The organism is uncultured Sutterella sp. (assembly GCF_937923675.1).
GTDB lineage: Bacteria > Pseudomonadota > Gammaproteobacteria > Burkholderiales > Burkholderiaceae_F > Sutterella.
Genome location: NZ_CALDXB010000083.1, coordinates 24,291 through 39,569 on the forward strand (window position 1 = coordinate 24,291; position 15,279 = coordinate 39,569).

Annotated in this window: 13 protein-coding genes; 7 read left to right on the top strand and 6 right to left on the bottom strand. The window is 61.9% G+C overall.

Annotated elements, in window-relative coordinates; all coding sequences use genetic code 11:
- Nucleotides 1–30: 30 nt before the first annotated feature.
- Nucleotides 31–2,040, bottom strand: coding sequence for a transketolase (tkt, locus tag Q0106_RS09340; protein ID WP_297611998.1), 2,010 nt, complete (start codon nucleotides 2,038–2,040; stop codon nucleotides 31–33).
- 130 nt (nucleotides 2,041–2,170) lie between these two features.
- Here tkt and Q0106_RS09345 point away from each other — a divergent pair, with 130 nt between their 5' ends.
- Nucleotides 2,171–2,914, top strand: a complete 744-nt coding sequence (locus Q0106_RS09345) for a 16S rRNA (uracil(1498)-N(3))-methyltransferase (protein WP_297612001.1) — start codon at nucleotides 2,171–2,173, stop codon at nucleotides 2,912–2,914.
- A 35-nt stretch (nucleotides 2,915–2,949) separates the two neighbouring features.
- Here Q0106_RS09345 and Q0106_RS09350 read toward each other — a convergent pair whose 3' ends face one another.
- Complete coding sequence (locus Q0106_RS09350) at nucleotides 2,950–3,927, bottom strand: transglycosylase SLT domain-containing protein (protein ID WP_297612005.1); 978 nt, start codon at nucleotides 3,925–3,927, stop codon at nucleotides 2,950–2,952.
- A 440-nt stretch (nucleotides 3,928–4,367) separates the two neighbouring features.
- Here Q0106_RS09350 and Q0106_RS09355 point away from each other — a divergent pair, with 440 nt between their 5' ends.
- Complete coding sequence (locus Q0106_RS09355; RefSeq protein ID WP_152158067.1) at nucleotides 4,368–4,655, top strand: KTSC domain-containing protein; 288 nt, start codon at nucleotides 4,368–4,370, stop codon at nucleotides 4,653–4,655.
- A gap of 75 nt (nucleotides 4,656–4,730) precedes the next feature.
- Here the strand turns inward: Q0106_RS09355 and mgtE are convergent, their stop codons facing one another.
- The 4 genes from mgtE to mpl all read right to left on the bottom strand — a co-directional run bounded on the left by mgtE (nucleotide 4,731) and on the right by mpl (nucleotide 10,563).
- Nucleotides 4,731–6,221 carry a magnesium transporter gene (mgtE, locus tag Q0106_RS09360; protein WP_297612010.1) on the bottom strand — a complete coding sequence of 497 codons (1,491 nt, stop codon included), beginning with the start codon at nucleotides 6,219–6,221 and terminating at the stop codon, nucleotides 4,731–4,733.
- Nucleotides 6,222–6,454: 233 nt separating this feature from the next.
- A complete protein-coding gene (locus Q0106_RS09365; RefSeq protein ID WP_297612013.1) occupies nucleotides 6,455–8,476 on the bottom strand; it encodes an RNB domain-containing ribonuclease in 2,022 nt (673 codons plus the stop codon).
- An 87-nt stretch (nucleotides 8,477–8,563) separates the two neighbouring features.
- A complete protein-coding gene (locus Q0106_RS09370) occupies nucleotides 8,564–9,187 on the bottom strand; it encodes a YqiA/YcfP family alpha/beta fold hydrolase (protein WP_297612016.1) in 624 nt (207 codons plus the stop codon).
- Nucleotides 9,184–10,563, bottom strand: coding sequence for a UDP-N-acetylmuramate:L-alanyl-gamma-D-glutamyl-meso-diaminopimelate ligase (gene mpl / locus Q0106_RS09375; RefSeq protein ID WP_297612021.1), 1,380 nt, complete (start codon nucleotides 10,561–10,563; stop codon nucleotides 9,184–9,186). Before mpl ends, Q0106_RS09370 begins: the two co-directional genes overlap by 4 nt.
- Before the next feature lie 123 nt (nucleotides 10,564–10,686).
- Here mpl and Q0106_RS09380 point away from each other — a divergent pair, with 123 nt between their 5' ends.
- The 5 genes from Q0106_RS09380 (at nucleotide 10,687) to prmA (ending at nucleotide 15,278) form a co-directional block, all read left to right on the top strand.
- On the top strand, nucleotides 10,687–11,325 hold the full coding sequence (locus tag Q0106_RS09380) for a hypothetical protein (RefSeq protein WP_297612024.1): 639 nt from the start codon (nucleotides 10,687–10,689) through the stop codon (nucleotides 11,323–11,325).
- 334 nt (nucleotides 11,326–11,659) lie between these two features.
- Nucleotides 11,660–12,121, top strand: a complete 462-nt coding sequence (gene accB / locus Q0106_RS09385) for an acetyl-CoA carboxylase biotin carboxyl carrier protein (protein ID WP_297612027.1) — start codon at nucleotides 11,660–11,662, stop codon at nucleotides 12,119–12,121.
- A gap of 21 nt (nucleotides 12,122–12,142) precedes the next feature.
- A complete protein-coding gene (gene accC, locus Q0106_RS09390; RefSeq protein ID WP_297612032.1) occupies nucleotides 12,143–13,504 on the top strand; it encodes an acetyl-CoA carboxylase biotin carboxylase subunit in 1,362 nt (453 codons plus the stop codon).
- Nucleotides 13,505–13,683: 179 nt separating this feature from the next.
- A complete protein-coding gene (locus Q0106_RS09395; protein ID WP_297612035.1) occupies nucleotides 13,684–14,235 on the top strand; it encodes a flavodoxin in 552 nt (183 codons plus the stop codon).
- Nucleotides 14,236–14,366: 131 nt separating this feature from the next.
- On the top strand, nucleotides 14,367–15,278 hold the full coding sequence (prmA, locus tag Q0106_RS09400) for a 50S ribosomal protein L11 methyltransferase (protein ID WP_297612038.1): 912 nt from the start codon (nucleotides 14,367–14,369) through the stop codon (nucleotides 15,276–15,278).
- Nucleotide 15,279: the final 1 nt, after the last annotated feature.

Genomic DNA, 15,279 nt, shown 5'->3' on the forward strand with positions numbered 1-15,279 from the left:
TTCCTAATAATGGTGGTGGTGACGGTTGAATTACTTGAGGAGCCCTTCGACCTTGGCAATCACGTTTTCGACCGTGAAGCCGAACTTCTGCCAGAGATCCTTTGCGGGCGCGCTTTCGCCGAAGGTATCGACGCCGAGCACGTCGCCGCGACCGGTGAAGTACTTCCACCAGAGGTCCGTACGGCTCGCTTCCATCGCGAGGACGGGCGTGCCGGGCGTGAGGACCGACTCGCGGTATTCCTTCGTCTGACGGTCAAAGCGCGTCGTGCAGGGCATGGAGACCACGCGGGCCTGGATGTTGAGGGCTGCGAGCTTCGCGCGGGCTTCCATGGCAAGACCCACTTCAGAGCCCGTTGCAAGGAGAATGACCTGCGCCTCGCCCTTGCCGAGGGGCGCTTCCGCGGCAACGTAGCCGCCCATCGCAATCGCGTCGGCATCCACTTCGTCGCGGTCCACAAAGGGAAGGTTCTGGCGCGAGAAGATGAGGCAGGAAGCGCCGTCGCGGCGCTCGATGGCGCTCGCCCAGGCAACGACCGTTTCAACGGTGTCGGCCGGACGCCAGACGTCCATGCCCGGGATCAGGCGCAGGGACGGAATGTGCTCGACCGACTGGTGCGTCGGGCCGTCTTCGCCGAGACCGATCGAATCGTGCGTGAAGACGTTGATCGCGCGCAGATTCATGAGGGCCGACATGCGAAGCGCATTTCTCGAATAGTCGGAGAAGGTGAGGAAGGTAGCGCCGTAGGGAATGAAGCCGCCGAAGAGCGCAATGCCGTTCAGAATCGCCGACATGCCGAATTCGCGCACGCCGTAGCTGATGTGGCGGGCGTGGAAGTCGCCCGTATTGAGGCTCTTCACGTCCTTCCAGTTGGTGAGGTTCGAACCCGTAAGGTCGGCCGAACCGCCAAGGAGTTCAGGGAGTGCGGGAGCAAGGGCATTAAGTGCCTTCTGGCTCGCCTTGCGGGTCGCCACAGTTTCCTGCGCCTCCTCGGCCGCGCAGACAGCGTCCATCACGATCTCGTCCCAGTTTTCGGGGAGGTCGCCTGCGAGCCGGCGCGCGAGTTCCGCGGCTTCCTTCGGGTAGGCTTTTTCATAGGCCGCGTACATTTTGTCCCACTCGGCTTCAAGGGCCTTTCCGGCTTCGCGGTGATCCCAGGCCTCATAGACCTCTTCGGGGATCTCAAAGGGACCGTAGTTCCAGCCGAGCGCAGCCTTCGTGGCGGCGATTTCCTCGTCGCCGAGCGCTTCGCCGTGCACCTTCGCCGTGCCCTGACGGTTGGGAGAGCCCTTGCCGATCGTCGTCTTCGCGATGATGAGGACGGGCTTATCTTCCGAGGTCTTCGCTTCGGCGATCGCGCGGTCCATGGCATCGATGTCGTGCCCGTCGACGGGCCCGATCACCATCCAGCCGTAGGCTTCGAAGCGCTTTCTCGTGTCGTCCTGGAACCAGCCGCGGACGTCGCCGTCGATCGAAATGCCGTTGTCGTCGTAGATCGCGATGAGCTTATTGAGGTGCCAGACGCCTGCGAGCGAGCAGACTTCGTGGCTGATGCCTTCCATGAGGCAGCCGTCGCCCAGGAAAACATACGTGCGGTTGTCGATGACGGGGAAGCCCTCGCGGTTGAATTCCGCGCCGAGAAGCTTTTCGGCGAGCGCCATGCCGACGCCGTTCGCGATGCCCTGGCCGAGCGGCCCCGTCGTCGTTTCGACGCCCGGGGTCACATGCACCTCGGGGTGACCCGGGGTTTTGCTGCCGAGCTGACGGAAGGCCTTGAGGTCCTCCATCGAGAGGTCATAGCCCGTCAGATGCAGAAGCGCGTACTGCAGCATCGAGCCGTGGCCGTTCGAAAGAATGAAGCGGTCGCGGCCGAGCCACTTCGGATCAGCGGGATTGAAGCGCAGATGGCGCGACCAGAGCGCCGTGGCGATATCTGCCATGCCCATCGGCATGCCGGGGTGGCCGGACTTGGCTTTCTGAACAGCATCCATGGCGAGCGCGCGGATCGCGTTCGCCATCATCTGGGGAGAGACCTTTGACATGTGAAGTCGTTCTCGGTGAGTAGAGAAAATATGGCAGGGGCCGCTCAATTGGAATGGAGGCCCCTCACTGAATCTAATATTTTAACATTCAGGGACCTTTTTCCCGAATCCTGTTTTCTCCCAGTTCGTCATGTCTCTGCCGCGCTTTTTCGTTGATGCTCCGACCGATGCCTTCTCCCCAGGCTCCTCCTTCACGCTTCCCGCCAAAGCCGCGCACCATGCCGGCCGGGCGCTGAGGCTTGCCGCGGGCGAACGGGTTGAGGTCTTCAACGGCTCGGGCTTCGCCTGGTCGGGTCCCATTGGCTTTTCGGCCGATGCCGCATGGGTGGAAATTGATGCCGTGACGGAGAAGGCCAACGAATCCCCGGTCTTCATGACTCTCGTGCAGAGCCTCGTTGCCCCGGAAAAAATGGAGTGGATCGTGGAGAAGGCCGTCGAAACCGGCATTTCCGCCATTCTTCTGGTCCCGGCGGAAAGATCCGTCACTAAGCTCTCGGGAGACCGGCTCGCAAAGCGCCTCTCAAGGCTCACGGACATTGCGCGCTCGGCGGCGGAGCAATGCGGGAGAAATGTCGTCCCGCGAATTTCTGCCGCGCCGACGCTCCAGGGCGGGCTTGCTGAAGCTGAGGGCGAAATTCGCCTCATGCTCGCCCCGGGAGCGGAACCCCGGATCCCGGAGGCCATTCGACCGGGACTTCGCTCGGCGGCATTCGCCGTCGGCCCGGAGGGGGGCTTCACCAGCGCGGAAATTGAACTCGCTGCTGCTTCGGGCTGGACGCCGATGCTCCTCGGGCCCCGCGTGCTGAGAACAGAAACCGCAGGACTTGCAGCCGCCTGCTGGCTTCAAACGATTGCCGGGGACTTTCCGCGCTGAAGCGCTGCCGGAGATCGCAGCTTCATGTCCGAACCTCAGTTCAGCCGGGTCGGGCCGCCCGCATCTCCGGACGCCTCTTTACGGGACTCGGCAGGGATCTTCTGCGCGTCGTCGCTCGACGCCTGGAGCTGACGAACCTTCCCTTCCTTCTGAGCGAGCTTCGTCTCAACGATCCCCGTCACTTCCGTCCATTCCCTGAAGCCGAGCTGCTTCACGCCGGCGCGGTTTTTGGCAAATTCCGGTCCCGTGCGCTTCTTTCGCGAAAGCTGCACGGCATGATCGGAGTCGCCTCCGGCTGCAACGCGCATGCGGCTTCGTTCCTTGAAGACCCTTTCGGAGTAGCCGCCGTCGGACGGCTGATTTGCCGCGCCGAAATAGAATTTGAGCGCCTTCTGAACGCTCCCCGTGCGCGTGATGAGACGCGACAGAATGGAGGTGCCGACAACCATCGAGGGATAGGGTTCAAGCGCCGCCTGAGGCCCCCCGAAGGCATGAAACTTTTCCGCATGGACGCGCGTCATCACCTGCATGAGGCCTTCAGCGCCTGCACCGCTCTTCGCCTTGGGGTTGAAGCTCGACTCCACTGCAGCGACAGCCAGAATTAGAAGGGGGTCGACATCAAAGCCCGCACCGATTTCCACAGCCCACGTGGTGAGCTGCTCGGCATCGGCCATGGGCACGCGGTAGCTGCGGGAAATATAAGTCGCAACTTCCCTTTCAGAGACGCTGAGCGCGTCCTCTTTTTCCGCCGGCACGCCGTTCGGGTGAGCCTCTTCCCACCGTGCAATCAGCGCCTCGGCTCCTGCGTCCTCGGCTTCCTCAGCCTCAAGCGCAAGCGCCTCAGCGGCAGCCTCGGTCTTCACGGGCGCTGTCGTATAGCCCGCAAAATGAAGGCCGACGGCAGCCGCAACGGCGAACGAAGCAATGACGCCTGTCGGCCAGAAGCGCTCCAGAACGGGCTTTTTTTCCTGGTGAGAAATGGCGGATGGGGAAGTTTTGACTTTTTTCTTCATAAATCGTGGCGGCGGCAGACTTCTGAGCGAGACGAAGAAAAGAATCGCACTTCGCCAGGGAGAAGTTTGGATGCGCCCTGCGGGGACAGGAAACAAACGCATCCGGTCTGCGTGAAAGCGGCTTCAGAGCGTGATGCGCCAAAGTGCATCCGCTATTTCAGGCTGAACCGCTTTTGCCTGGGTCCTTCTAATGGATGTCCAGTCCGTTTTTCTTAGGGTTTTCTCGCATGTCGAAGACTGGAACTGCCCGGAGATTAGCAGAAAACCCATGGGAAAGGGACAAAGATAATTCCGTTTCCCTTAAAAATCAAATCATTCCTCCTTTCCATACCTTTGCGTTCGCTTCCCGCTGCCGCCGTTCCGGCCTGTTTCCCCGGGCATAGAATGATGGGACATGCCTTCAACCAGAAGCCTCCCGGAGGCGGCAGGAGAAAGAAAAAATGAAGCGCAAACCCATTCATCGCGGAGGCATCGTCTCTGCCGGCTACGACCCGACGCGCCGCTATCTTGATGTGGAATTCGATACGGGGAGAATTCTGCGCTGCGAGTCCGTGGGCTCCGAAGTAGCAGACCGCTTTCTGCATTCCGGCTCCCCCATCACCTACTGGCGCGAGGAAATCGAGGACGTCTACACCATTCACGAGGTGTCCGCGAAGGAAAGCGACGAAGAGAAGCCCGTCGCCAAAAAGAGCATCGACGATCTGAAGCGCCTTTTCGGCGACCTTTGAGAGAAGCGCCTCCCGATAGAGGGATCTTCCGACGCGAAGCGGCGCTCCATCGAAGCGCCGCTTTTCGTCTGAGCGCTAGTGCGCAAAGAAGATCGTTGCTAGACCTAAGAAAATCAGGAAGCCCCCGGAGTCCGTCGTAAAGGTGAGGAGCACCGACCCGCCCATGGCAGGGTCGCGCCCGAGGCGCTTCAGAATGAGCGGCACCGCCATGCCGACGACCGCGCCCTGAAGAATGTTGAAGAACATCGCGAGCGCCATCACGCAGCCGAGGAGCTTCCCCTGCGGCGAATCCCAGTAGAGCGCCCAGGCGCAGGCACCGGCAATGCATCCCCAGATGATGCCGTTGATGAAGGCGACGCCGATCTCCTTCTTCCAGATGTCGATGGTGTTGGCGACCGTCACCTGCCCCATGGCAAGGGACCTGACGAGAAGCGTGAGCGTCTGATTGCCGGAATTCCCGGCCATGCCGGCCACGATCGGCATCAGAGCGGCGAGCGCCACGACGCGCTCGATCGTGCCGTCGAAAGCTGAAATCACGCGCGAAGCAAAGAAGGCCGTGCAGAGGTTGACGCCGAGCCAGAGCCAGCGGCTTTTGGCCGATGACCAGACGCTTCCGTAGATATCCTGTTCGTCATCGAGACCGACCGCGCCGAAGGCGTCTTCCTCGCTTTCCTCACGGATCACGTCGACCACTTCGTTGACGGTGAGGCGGCCGACCAAGCGCCCCGCTTCATCCACCACCGCCGCACTCACGAGGTCGTAGCGTTCGAACGCCTGCGCGGCGTCGCTCGCGGAATCGAGCGGATTCAGCGTGAAGGCTTCCGTCTGCATGATGCGCTTCACCTGCTTCGCCGGGTCGTTCGTGAGCATCTCAACGAGAGAGAGCGTGCCCTTCAGTCTTCCGAGGCGGTCGACCACGAAGATCTGGTCCATGTGGTCGGGAAGCGTCTTAAAGCGCCTCAGGTACCTGAGCACCATGTCGACCGTCACTTCCTCGCGGATCGAGACCATCTCGAAGTCCATGCGCGCACCGACCGATTCCTCGGGGTACGACATGGCGGCGCGCAGCTGTGCGCGCTCTTCGTGCGAAAGCCCTTCCTGAACCTCCGCCATCACGTCGGGCGGAAGGTCGTCCACCAGGTCGGCGATCTGGTCGGTATCGAGCGTTTCGACCGCGTCGACGAGCTCGTCGCGATCCATCGCGTCGATCAGGGTTTCGCGGACGCCCTCATTGACTTCAAGAAGAATGTCGCCGTCAGACTCGCTCTGGACCTGATTCCAGACGGCCAGACGGTCATCGAGCGGCAGAGCTTCGAGCACCCAGGCGATGTCCGCTGGGTGGAGGGGTTCAAGAATGTCCCTCAGTTCCTGCGCCGCTTCGGGCGTAATGGGGCGCGCCTCTTCGTGCTCGCCGCCGCGCGCCTTAGCAAGCGCCTTCGCCTTGTCCTCATCCTCTTCGAGGATCTGCTCGACGCGCGCTAGCGCACGGCTCGCTTCATCCGAATCGAGCGTCGGCGTGCTTTCGTCCTCTTCAATGAGCTTTCCGGCTTCTTCCTCACGGCTCATTGTCAGCTCCCCCTGATTGGGCTTTAAGCGGTTGATTCGGACTGCTGGCGTCGCGCGTGGAGGAAAAAATATCGGCCGGCACGCACGCCGCAAAAATTCCCCGGCGAAAGGCTCCTCTGAATTGTCTTCAGAAGGAGCCGCTCTGAGGGGTGCAGAAATTCGCTCGAGAGGTTATCACACGGATATGACGCCGGTGAAGGAAATCCTCTCTTTTGGGAAAAGAGGCTTTCCCGTCAGGACTGAGGAGCCTCCGCGGGCGTCTCCGCCGTCCCGGAAGCCGCCGCTTCTGCGGCGTCTTCCGGCGCTTGTTCGGCGGGAGCATCATCCTGCGCATCGTCGAGCGCTTCCTCAAGCGCGCCTTCTTCCTCCGGCGTCAGCGCATCGTCGAGAATGCGCACGAGCTGAGCATCCATCACGAGATCGACAAGGTCGCAGCCGAGGATGCGAAGCTCAACCTTCCTCCCGCGCGGGAGATCCTCGGGGAGCCCCGGCACGCGCTGCATGAAGGGAAGCCGGTCGATGCGCACGAGGTCGCCCTTGACGACGATCGCTTCAATGGTCTTCAGGCCTTCCTGAAGAATCCAGCGCAGCGACCAGTAGCGCTCCATCCGGGTCTGGAAGTCGGCGTAAAGCCCGTAGATGTTTTCAAACTGGCTCACGATGGCGAAAAGATCGACATCGTTTCTCGCGTAAGCGGGAGGCTCACCCTTGAGGACCGCGATCATCTGACGCTGGTTCACCATGTCGACGTAGCGGCGGAGCGGCGACGTGCTCCACGCATAGCGCAGAACGCCGAGACCGTCGTGAGGTCCGGGAGAAGTGCTCATGCGCACGCGCCCCATTCTCTGGGAGCGGTAGATGCCGGCGGTATCGTGCTCCTCGAGCCAGAGTCCCCAGGTGCTGTTTGCGAAAATCATGAGTTCAGCGACAAGGAGGTCGAGCGGCGCGCCGCGGCGGCGGCCGCGCACGTGAATGACGGCGTCTTCGCCTTCACCCTCGAGCGCAAAGAACCAGTCGACTCGGCCGACGGGTTCGGGGCGGCCGCGCACTTCCTCGCGGTCCTTCTGGAGGTGCTTCGCGAAGTGCCAGAGCCAGACGATGTCGTCCGCAAAGGGAATCTCAAGCTTTCCTTCCTGAATGGCCTCTTCGGTCACGAGATCGTCGATCTTGTCGTAGCGGAGGTTCGCCTTCAGCGCAATGCGCTCGAGCCGCGTTTCCGTCTTTTCGACGGCGAAGGTATCGTCCTTCACCCAGGCGTAAAGCGAGAGGCAGGGAACCATCACGCCTTCATCGAGGGACGCCGCCTTGATCCAGTTTTCCGGAAGCATCGTCGTCTTGAGGCCCGGCGCATAAACGGTGCTCATGCGCGCCTTGGCGACGTCGTCAAGGCGAGAGCCGCGCTCGATCATGAGGGCGGGCGCCGCAATATGAATGCCCACGCGCGTGACGCCGCCATCAAGGTGCTTCACGCTCGCCGCGTCGTCCACTTCGGTCGTGTCGGAATCGTCGATGGAGAAGGCGTCGACCTCTGCAACGGGAAGATCATCCCAGGCATTTTTCGGGGGTTCGGGGAGATCCGCCGGGAACCCGCGGCCGCGCGGGAAATTGGCCGCATAGAAGCTGTCGACATGCCAGCGCCAGGGCGACGCAATGCCGCCCAGAGCAAGCATGAGGCGGAGCGGCGTCTGCCGCGTTTCGGCAGCGGCGTCGGAGAGCGCCTTCCATTCGATTGAATTCCTGTCGGGCGCAACGAGGAGCATGAGCGCCTGGCGTCCGATCGCCTCGGGGAGCTTCCCTTCGACCATCTCCTCGATCCAGGCCTTCTTCTGCTCTTCCTGACGACGGCGGCGCTCGAGGGCTTCGAGCGCCTTCTGAAGAATGTCTTCCGGAGCCTTCCGGTAGACGCCGCGGCCCTTCCTGTAGAAATAGACGGGATTCGCATGGAGCGTCGTGATGAGCGCCGCTTTTTCGACGGGCCCGGGGTTTTCGCCCCAGTATTCCTGGGCAAGGTCGAGGTAGGAAAACTCCTCCTTGGGCGCGGCTTCCCAGAGGAAGGCGGGATCGAGCTCCGCAGCCGCCTCCGGAATCCGGGCAATCAGCTCCGACGCCGAGGGAGACTCAAAGGAGAAAAAGACGTGCGACGCCTTGATCTTGCTGCGGCGGCCGGTAGTGAGCTCCACCTGATAGGCGCTTCCCGCCTGAGAGAGCACCGTACCCGCCTTGAAGGCGCCGTCATCTTCAAAATAGAGATACATAACGATTAAACCTGCATCCCGCGCCCTTATCGCCCGTATCGGAGGTGAACGCCGGAAAACTAAATTCTCTGAAATTTCCTGAGGGCGTTATTGTGCCCGAACTTTTGCCGCCATCCGCCTTTCAAAGAAGGCTCTCAATGCCGGAAGATAGCGCGCGAAGCGCTGCATCCGATGGTCGTCGCCGACGGAAAGGATCGCGGGCGATTGAATGAGCTCATTTCTCGCAAACCGGTAGTCGAGCACTTCGTCGGCGGTTGAGAGAAGCGTCAGCGCATCAGCGGGATCCAAGGGTTTTGGCGGAACTTCACGGCTTAAGGCGAGAAGTTCGTCGGCAAACGTTTCCCTGACGACAACTTTTCTGTTGGTTCCGTAAACCTCCCGCTCTCCCGTCTGCCCGGCAACAAATTCCCAGGGATTGAGGCAGGGATTGACCGTTGCCGCCGTGAGGGAAAAGCGGCGGGCGAGCCTCAGCGCATAAAAGCCCCCGAGGGAGGAGCCGAGAACCAGGGTCCGCCGCCGTCTTTCCTCCGGAACCGAATCCATCAGGCCGACAAGGAGCCGGTCAACTTCCAGAGGGGAAATATTCAGATCGGGAGCCAGAAAATCCCAGCCGGCGGAGACGGCCTCCTCATGGAGCTCCCGGCCCTTCGCCGAACCGGGAGAGGAGAGGAAGCCGTGGAGGTAGACGGCGAGAGGCTTGACTTCAGTCATTCCCGGATTCCCTGAAGGCGGACGGCCTTCTCGGCGAGCTTCGCGAGGAGCTTCCCGTGAATGCCGCCGAAGCCGCCGTTGCTCATGCAGAGAATGACGTCGCCGGGCTTCGCTTCCGCCGCGACCGTGTCGACCAAGACATTGAAGTCGTGCGTCACGAAGGCGCGGCTTCCGAGCGCCTCGAGCGCTTCCTCGGGCGACCAGCGCACGCCCGCGCCCGCAAAGCAGAAGATTTCGTCCGCGTCCTTAAGCGCTCCGGCGAGCTCTCCCTTCATGGTGCCGAGCTTCATCGTGTTGCTTCTGGGTTCGAGCACCGCCAGGACGCGTCTGCCGCGGTACTTCGAGCGAACGCCCTCAATCGTCTCGCGAATGGCGGTCGGATGGTGCGCGAAATCGTCGATGACGACGCAGCCGTACTCTTCGCCGCGCACTTCCTGACGGCGGTGGACGCCGGGGAAGCGCTTCAAGGCCTCAATCGCCGCCTCGGGCGAGACGCCTGCGGCATGCGCCGCAGCGACGGCCGCGAGCGCATTCAGTTCGTTGTAGCGCCCCGGCATGGCGATTTCAATGCGCCCGACCGCCTCGCCTTCGAAGGCGGCTTCGCCGCCCTCCGAGAGGGACCACCCGTTCTCAGCGCCGAAATCCGCATCAAAGCGCTCGAGCCGCGACCAGCAGCCGCGCGCGAGAACCCGGTCGAGCGCCGGGCTCTTTGCGTTCGCAATCACCGTTCCTTCGCCCGGCATGATCCGCACCAGATGATGGAACTGCGTTTCAATGGCCGCGAGATTGGGGAAGATGTCCGCATGATCGTATTCGAGGTTGTTGAGAATCGCGATCCTCGGACGGTAGTGCACGAATTTGCTCCGCTTGTCGCAGAAGGCCGTGTCGTATTCGTCCGCTTCAATGACGAAGGGCGCGGAAGGGTCTCCGAGCTCGGCCGATTTTTCTCCCCAGCAGGGGAGCCCTCCGATGAGGTAGCCCGGGTTCAAGCCCGCTTCCTTCAGAATCCAGGCGAGCATCGATGTGGTCGTGGTCTTCCCGTGCGTGCCGGCAACGGCGAGCACCTCGCGGCCCTGAAGGATGTTTTCGCTCATCCACTGGGGGCCCGAGGTATAGGGGAGCCCAGCATTGAGAATGGCTTCGAGGAGCGGGTTCCCGCGGGAAATGGCATTTCCCACGACCCAGAGGTCGGGCGAAAGCTCAAGCTGCTCAGCGCCGTAGCCCTGGGTAATTTCAATTCCGTTCGCGGCAAGCGCGTCGCTCATCGGCGGATAAACATTCTGGTCGCACCCGGTGACGCGGTGGCCTGCTGCGCGCGCGAGCTGCGCGACGCCGCCCATGAAGGTGCCGCAGATGCCGAGAATATGAATATGCATGAATGGCCTCTCACTCAAGAGAATTTTTCTTTGAAGCGCATTTTCGCCCATCCGCCGGAGAGCTGCGTTCTTCCTCGTAGAATGCTTTCCATCCGGGACTCCCTATTTTGACGAAGGTTCGCCATGCCGCAAAATTCCGTCCGCGAAAGCCGTGAAGCCGCCGCGTTCGCCGCCCGCATCATCTGCGCCGACCTCAGGACCTGGAAGGAAGCCTTCCGCGCCGCCAGAGATTTCTGCGGCGCAAATCCCGACGAAAAGCTGGTCGCGAGCGAAATCCGCCGCTGGCAGGCCTTGTTTGCGCCCGATGCCCACGCCGAAACGCTTCTCCGCAAGCGCCGCGCGGCGCTCTCCCTCATGCGCCGCGTGCCCGAACTCGGACTCAGGCTCGTCGGGGTCGTGCTCTCCGGGGCTGCCACGGAGAATTCGCTTCCCGAAACCGTCGCCCGGGGCGAAAGCGAAAAGGATGCCGCCATTACGCTCCTCAATGCCGGACTCATGGCCGAACCCTTTGAAGCGTCCTACCCGACCGCCTTCATGCGCCGGCATAAGGAAGCCTTCACGCTCCTCACCGAAATCGACGGAGAGGAGATTCTCATACGCGTCGTTCCTTTCGGCACAACGCTTCCCGCGCCCGAGAAGGCCGACGAATGGCAGAGGGAAGCGGAAGCGCTCGGAAGTGCGGGCCCGGAGGAGCTCGAAGCCCTCTGCTTCGGAAAAGAGTCCGAATGTCATCCTTCCGGAAGAAAAGGATTAGCTCATTAAGGGCATTCCGGAGAATCGTGCAATCAATAAACTGCAAGCTATTCTGAGCTTCCGGCATTCCCGGAAATATGCCGCTTTCCAAGCCGATAGCGGCAGTTTCCCGGAAGAAAGATCAGAAGGCATGTGTAAAAACCTTTGACAAGGTGAATGCCGTTTCCTCAGAATTAGAATAATTTGTCCGCTGATGAGCATTCATTAGAGCGTTTTGAGGCCGCGGACGCGGCCTTTTCCTCTTTTGCGGGCCCGGAAATCCGGAAGACGCGGAGCGCTTCAAGGCTCCCTATCCCCGGCCGCCCCCAAAGCTCGTCCTCTGCAACCAACCGTCATCAAGAATATGGATCTGCGTAAACTCAAGACACTCATTGACCTTGTGAGCGAAAGCGGCGTAGCCGAACTGGAAATCACGGAAGGCGAGGATCGCGTGCGCATCGTCAATCGTACGAGCGCCCCTGCGCAGCCCGTGCAGAGCACGATTGCCATTGCTCCCCAGCCCCAGGCTGCCGCCCCTGCCGCCGCTCCTGCTGCCCAGCCCGCGCCTGCCGCAGCTCCGGCACCCTCGGCCGCGCTTTCCATCACGAGTCCGATGGTCGGCACCTTCTACCGTGCTCCCTCGCCCGGAGCCGCTCCCTTCATCGAAGTGGGCGACCATGTGAAGAAGGGGCAGGTGATCGGCATCATCGAAGCCATGAAGCTTTTGAATGAGGTTGAAGCCGATCAGGACGGCGTCGTCAAGGCCTTCGCCGCCGAGAACGGTCAGCCCGTCGAATTCGGTCAGCCCCTCGTGATTCTGGAATAAGGACGACGGGGAAAGACCCACATGTTCGGAAAAGTTCTCATCGCCAACCGCGGCGAAATCGCCCTGCGCATCCAGCGCGCCTGCCGCGAAATGGGCATCAAAACGGTTGCCGTGCACTCCACCGCAGACGCCGACGCCAAGTACGTGCGTCTCGCCGACGAGAGCGTCTGCATCGGACCGGCCTCTTCTTCGCTCTCCTACCTCAACATCCCGGCCATCATTTCGGCGGCCGAAGTCACCGACGCCGAAGCGATTCACCCGGGCTACGGGTTCCTTTCGGAAAACGCCGACTTTGCCGAGCAGGTTGAGCGCTCAGGCTTCGCCTTCATCGGCCCGCGCGCCGAAACCATCCGTCTCATGGGCGACAAGGTGAGCGCCAAGCAGGCCATGAAGGAAGCGGGCGTCCCCTGCGTTCCGGGCTCCGACGGCGCGCTCCCCGATGATCCCGAGGAGATCGTCAAGATCGCCCGCAGGATCGGCTACCCGATCATCATCAAGGCTTCGGGCGGCGGCGGCGGCCGCGGCATGCGCGTCGTGCGCACGGAGGCCGCGCTCCTCACGTCCGTCAGCATGACGCGCGAGGAAGCCCGAGTGGCTTTCGGGAACCCCACCGTCTACATGGAAAAGTTCCTCGAAAATCCGCGCCACATTGAGATTCAGGTTCTCTCGGACAACTTCCAGAATGCGGTTTACTTAGGCGAGCGCGACTGCTCGATGCAGCGCCGCAACCAGAAGGTGCTCGAGGAGGCTCCGGCCTGCGGCATTCCCCGCCGCGCGATCGAAAAGCTCGGCAACCGCTGCGTTGAGGCCTGCCGCCGCATCGGCTACCGCGGCGCGGGCACGTTCGAGTTCCTCTACGAAAACGGCGAGTTCTACTTTATTGAGATGAATACGCGCGTGCAGGTCGAGCACCCCGTGTCGGAACTCATCTCGGGCGTCGACATCGTCTGCGAGCAGATCCGCATTGCTGCGGGCGAGCGCCTGCGCTTCAAGCAGCGCGACCTCGAGTTCCGCGGTCACGCGATCGAATGCCGCATCAATGCCGAGGATCCCTTCACCTTCACGCCCTGCCCGGGAAAGATCACGGCCTGGCACCTTCCGGGCGGCCCCGGCATCCGCATCGACACCCATGTCTTTGCGGGCTACACGGTTCCTCCCTACTACGACAGCATGATCGGCAAGCTCATCGCCTACGGCGATACCCGCGAGCAGGCCATTGCCCGCATGCGGATCGCGCTCTCGGAATTCGCCTGCGAGGGGATCAAGACGAACGTGAAGCTTCATCGCCTGCTTCTTGCCGACGAACGCTTCGCAAGCGGCGGCACGAGCATTCACTACCTCGAGGAAAAGCTGAGAAAGCGCAAGGACGGCGGCGTCGCCTGATTGAAAGCACTTTCAAGCGCTTCACCCAAGCCGGCAGAGTTCTCCTGCCGGCTTTTTCTTTTCGCGAATCGAGATGATCAGGCAAGCGCCGGGGAGTTTCCGTCAATCAGGAGGCGCACGGCGCTTCTAGACTTTTTCCATCACATCAGAACGCTTCTTCAGTCCGGAGGATTTGAGTCATGATCACCCGCCGCAATCTCTGCTCCATCGCTCTTGCAGGTCTTTTCCCGCTTGTCGTCTCTGCCGCCGGCAAGAAGCCCCGTATTGCCGTCGTCTACGTCTCCCGTACCGGGCACACCCGGAGCGTGGCTGAAGCCGTCCGCAGCATGACGGGAGCCGACCTCTTTCACATTGAAACGGTTGAGCCCTACCCGGATGAATACCGTGCGACGACCGAAGTCGTGAAGGAAGAAATTGAAAAGAACGTGAAGCGCCCGATCAAGCCTCTCGGCATCAATCTCGATCAATACGACGTCGTGATCCTCGGGACTCCCACCTGGTGGCACCGCCCGGCGCAGCCCCTCAAAACCTGGATGGAGACCGTTGATCTCAGAAAGAAGTTCGTCCTCACGATGAGCACCCACGGCGGCGGCGGACTGATGGACGTGCGCTCGGAATTCGAGTCGCTCCTTCCCGGCGTGAAGCTCGGCACGCACTTCCTCTCCTACGGCGGCGTAAGCCAAAGCGATCCGGACGTGCGCGACTGGCTCAGGGAAAACAAGCTCCTTTAAGGAACCCTGAGCCTTCGGATCCTTCCTTCATTTAGAATCCTGCGGAAGCGGAAGCCGGCTTAACGGCTCCGCTTCTCTTTTTTTCGTTTCTTATAGCCGGCACCAACAACCGGCTTACCGGAAGATCCGTCATGCGTGAATACCGAATCCTCGCCGACCAACGATCCGCTGAGGAAATTTCTGATCTGCTTCTTGATGCCGGCGCACTCTCCGCCGCCCTCGAGGACGCCGATGCCGACAGCACCGACGAGCAGCCGCTTTACGGCGAGCCGGGTCTCGAGCCTCAGACGCAGGCCTGGCCGCGCTCGATCATTTCCGTGCTTACCGCCGACGGCTTCGACTTCCAGGGCGCGCTTGACGCTGCGGTCGCGCAGGCCGGATGCGAAGCGCCGAAGCTGCTTGAAACGAGCGACGTCGAGGACCAGGACTGGGTGCGCATCACTCAGGCGCAGTTCCAGCCTTCCCACGTGTCGCCCCGGCTCTGGATCGTTCCTTCCTGGAGCGAGCCGCCCGCGACCGATGCCGTCATCATCCGTCTCGACCCGGGCGTCGCCTTCGGCACGGGTTCTCACCCGACGACGCGCCTCTGCCTCAACTGGCTCGACGAAAACCTGAAGCCCGCCGACAACGTCCTCGACTACGGCTGCGGCACGGGCATTCTTGCGATCGGTGCGAAGAAGCTGGGCGCGGGCCGCGTGACCGGCACCGACATCGACCCGCAGGCCGTTGAGGCCGCCCGCGACAATGCGGAAAGGAACGGCTGCGAAGCGGACTTCCATCTCCCTGAATCCATGCCGGAAGGCGAATTCAGCGTCGTTGTCGCCAACATTCTCGCCAATCCCCTGAAGCTCCTTGCGCCTGCGCTCCTGGGCCGCGTCGCCCCGGGCGGGAGCCTCGTCCTCTCGGGCATTCTTGCCCGTCAGGCGGACGAAGTCATTGCCGCCTACCGCGCCGCCGATCCCGGGCTTCCGCTCAAGCTCTGGCGCGAGGAAAACGGCTGGGTGTGCCTCGCGGGCACCCGCAGCACTCAGGCGGAGGCATAAG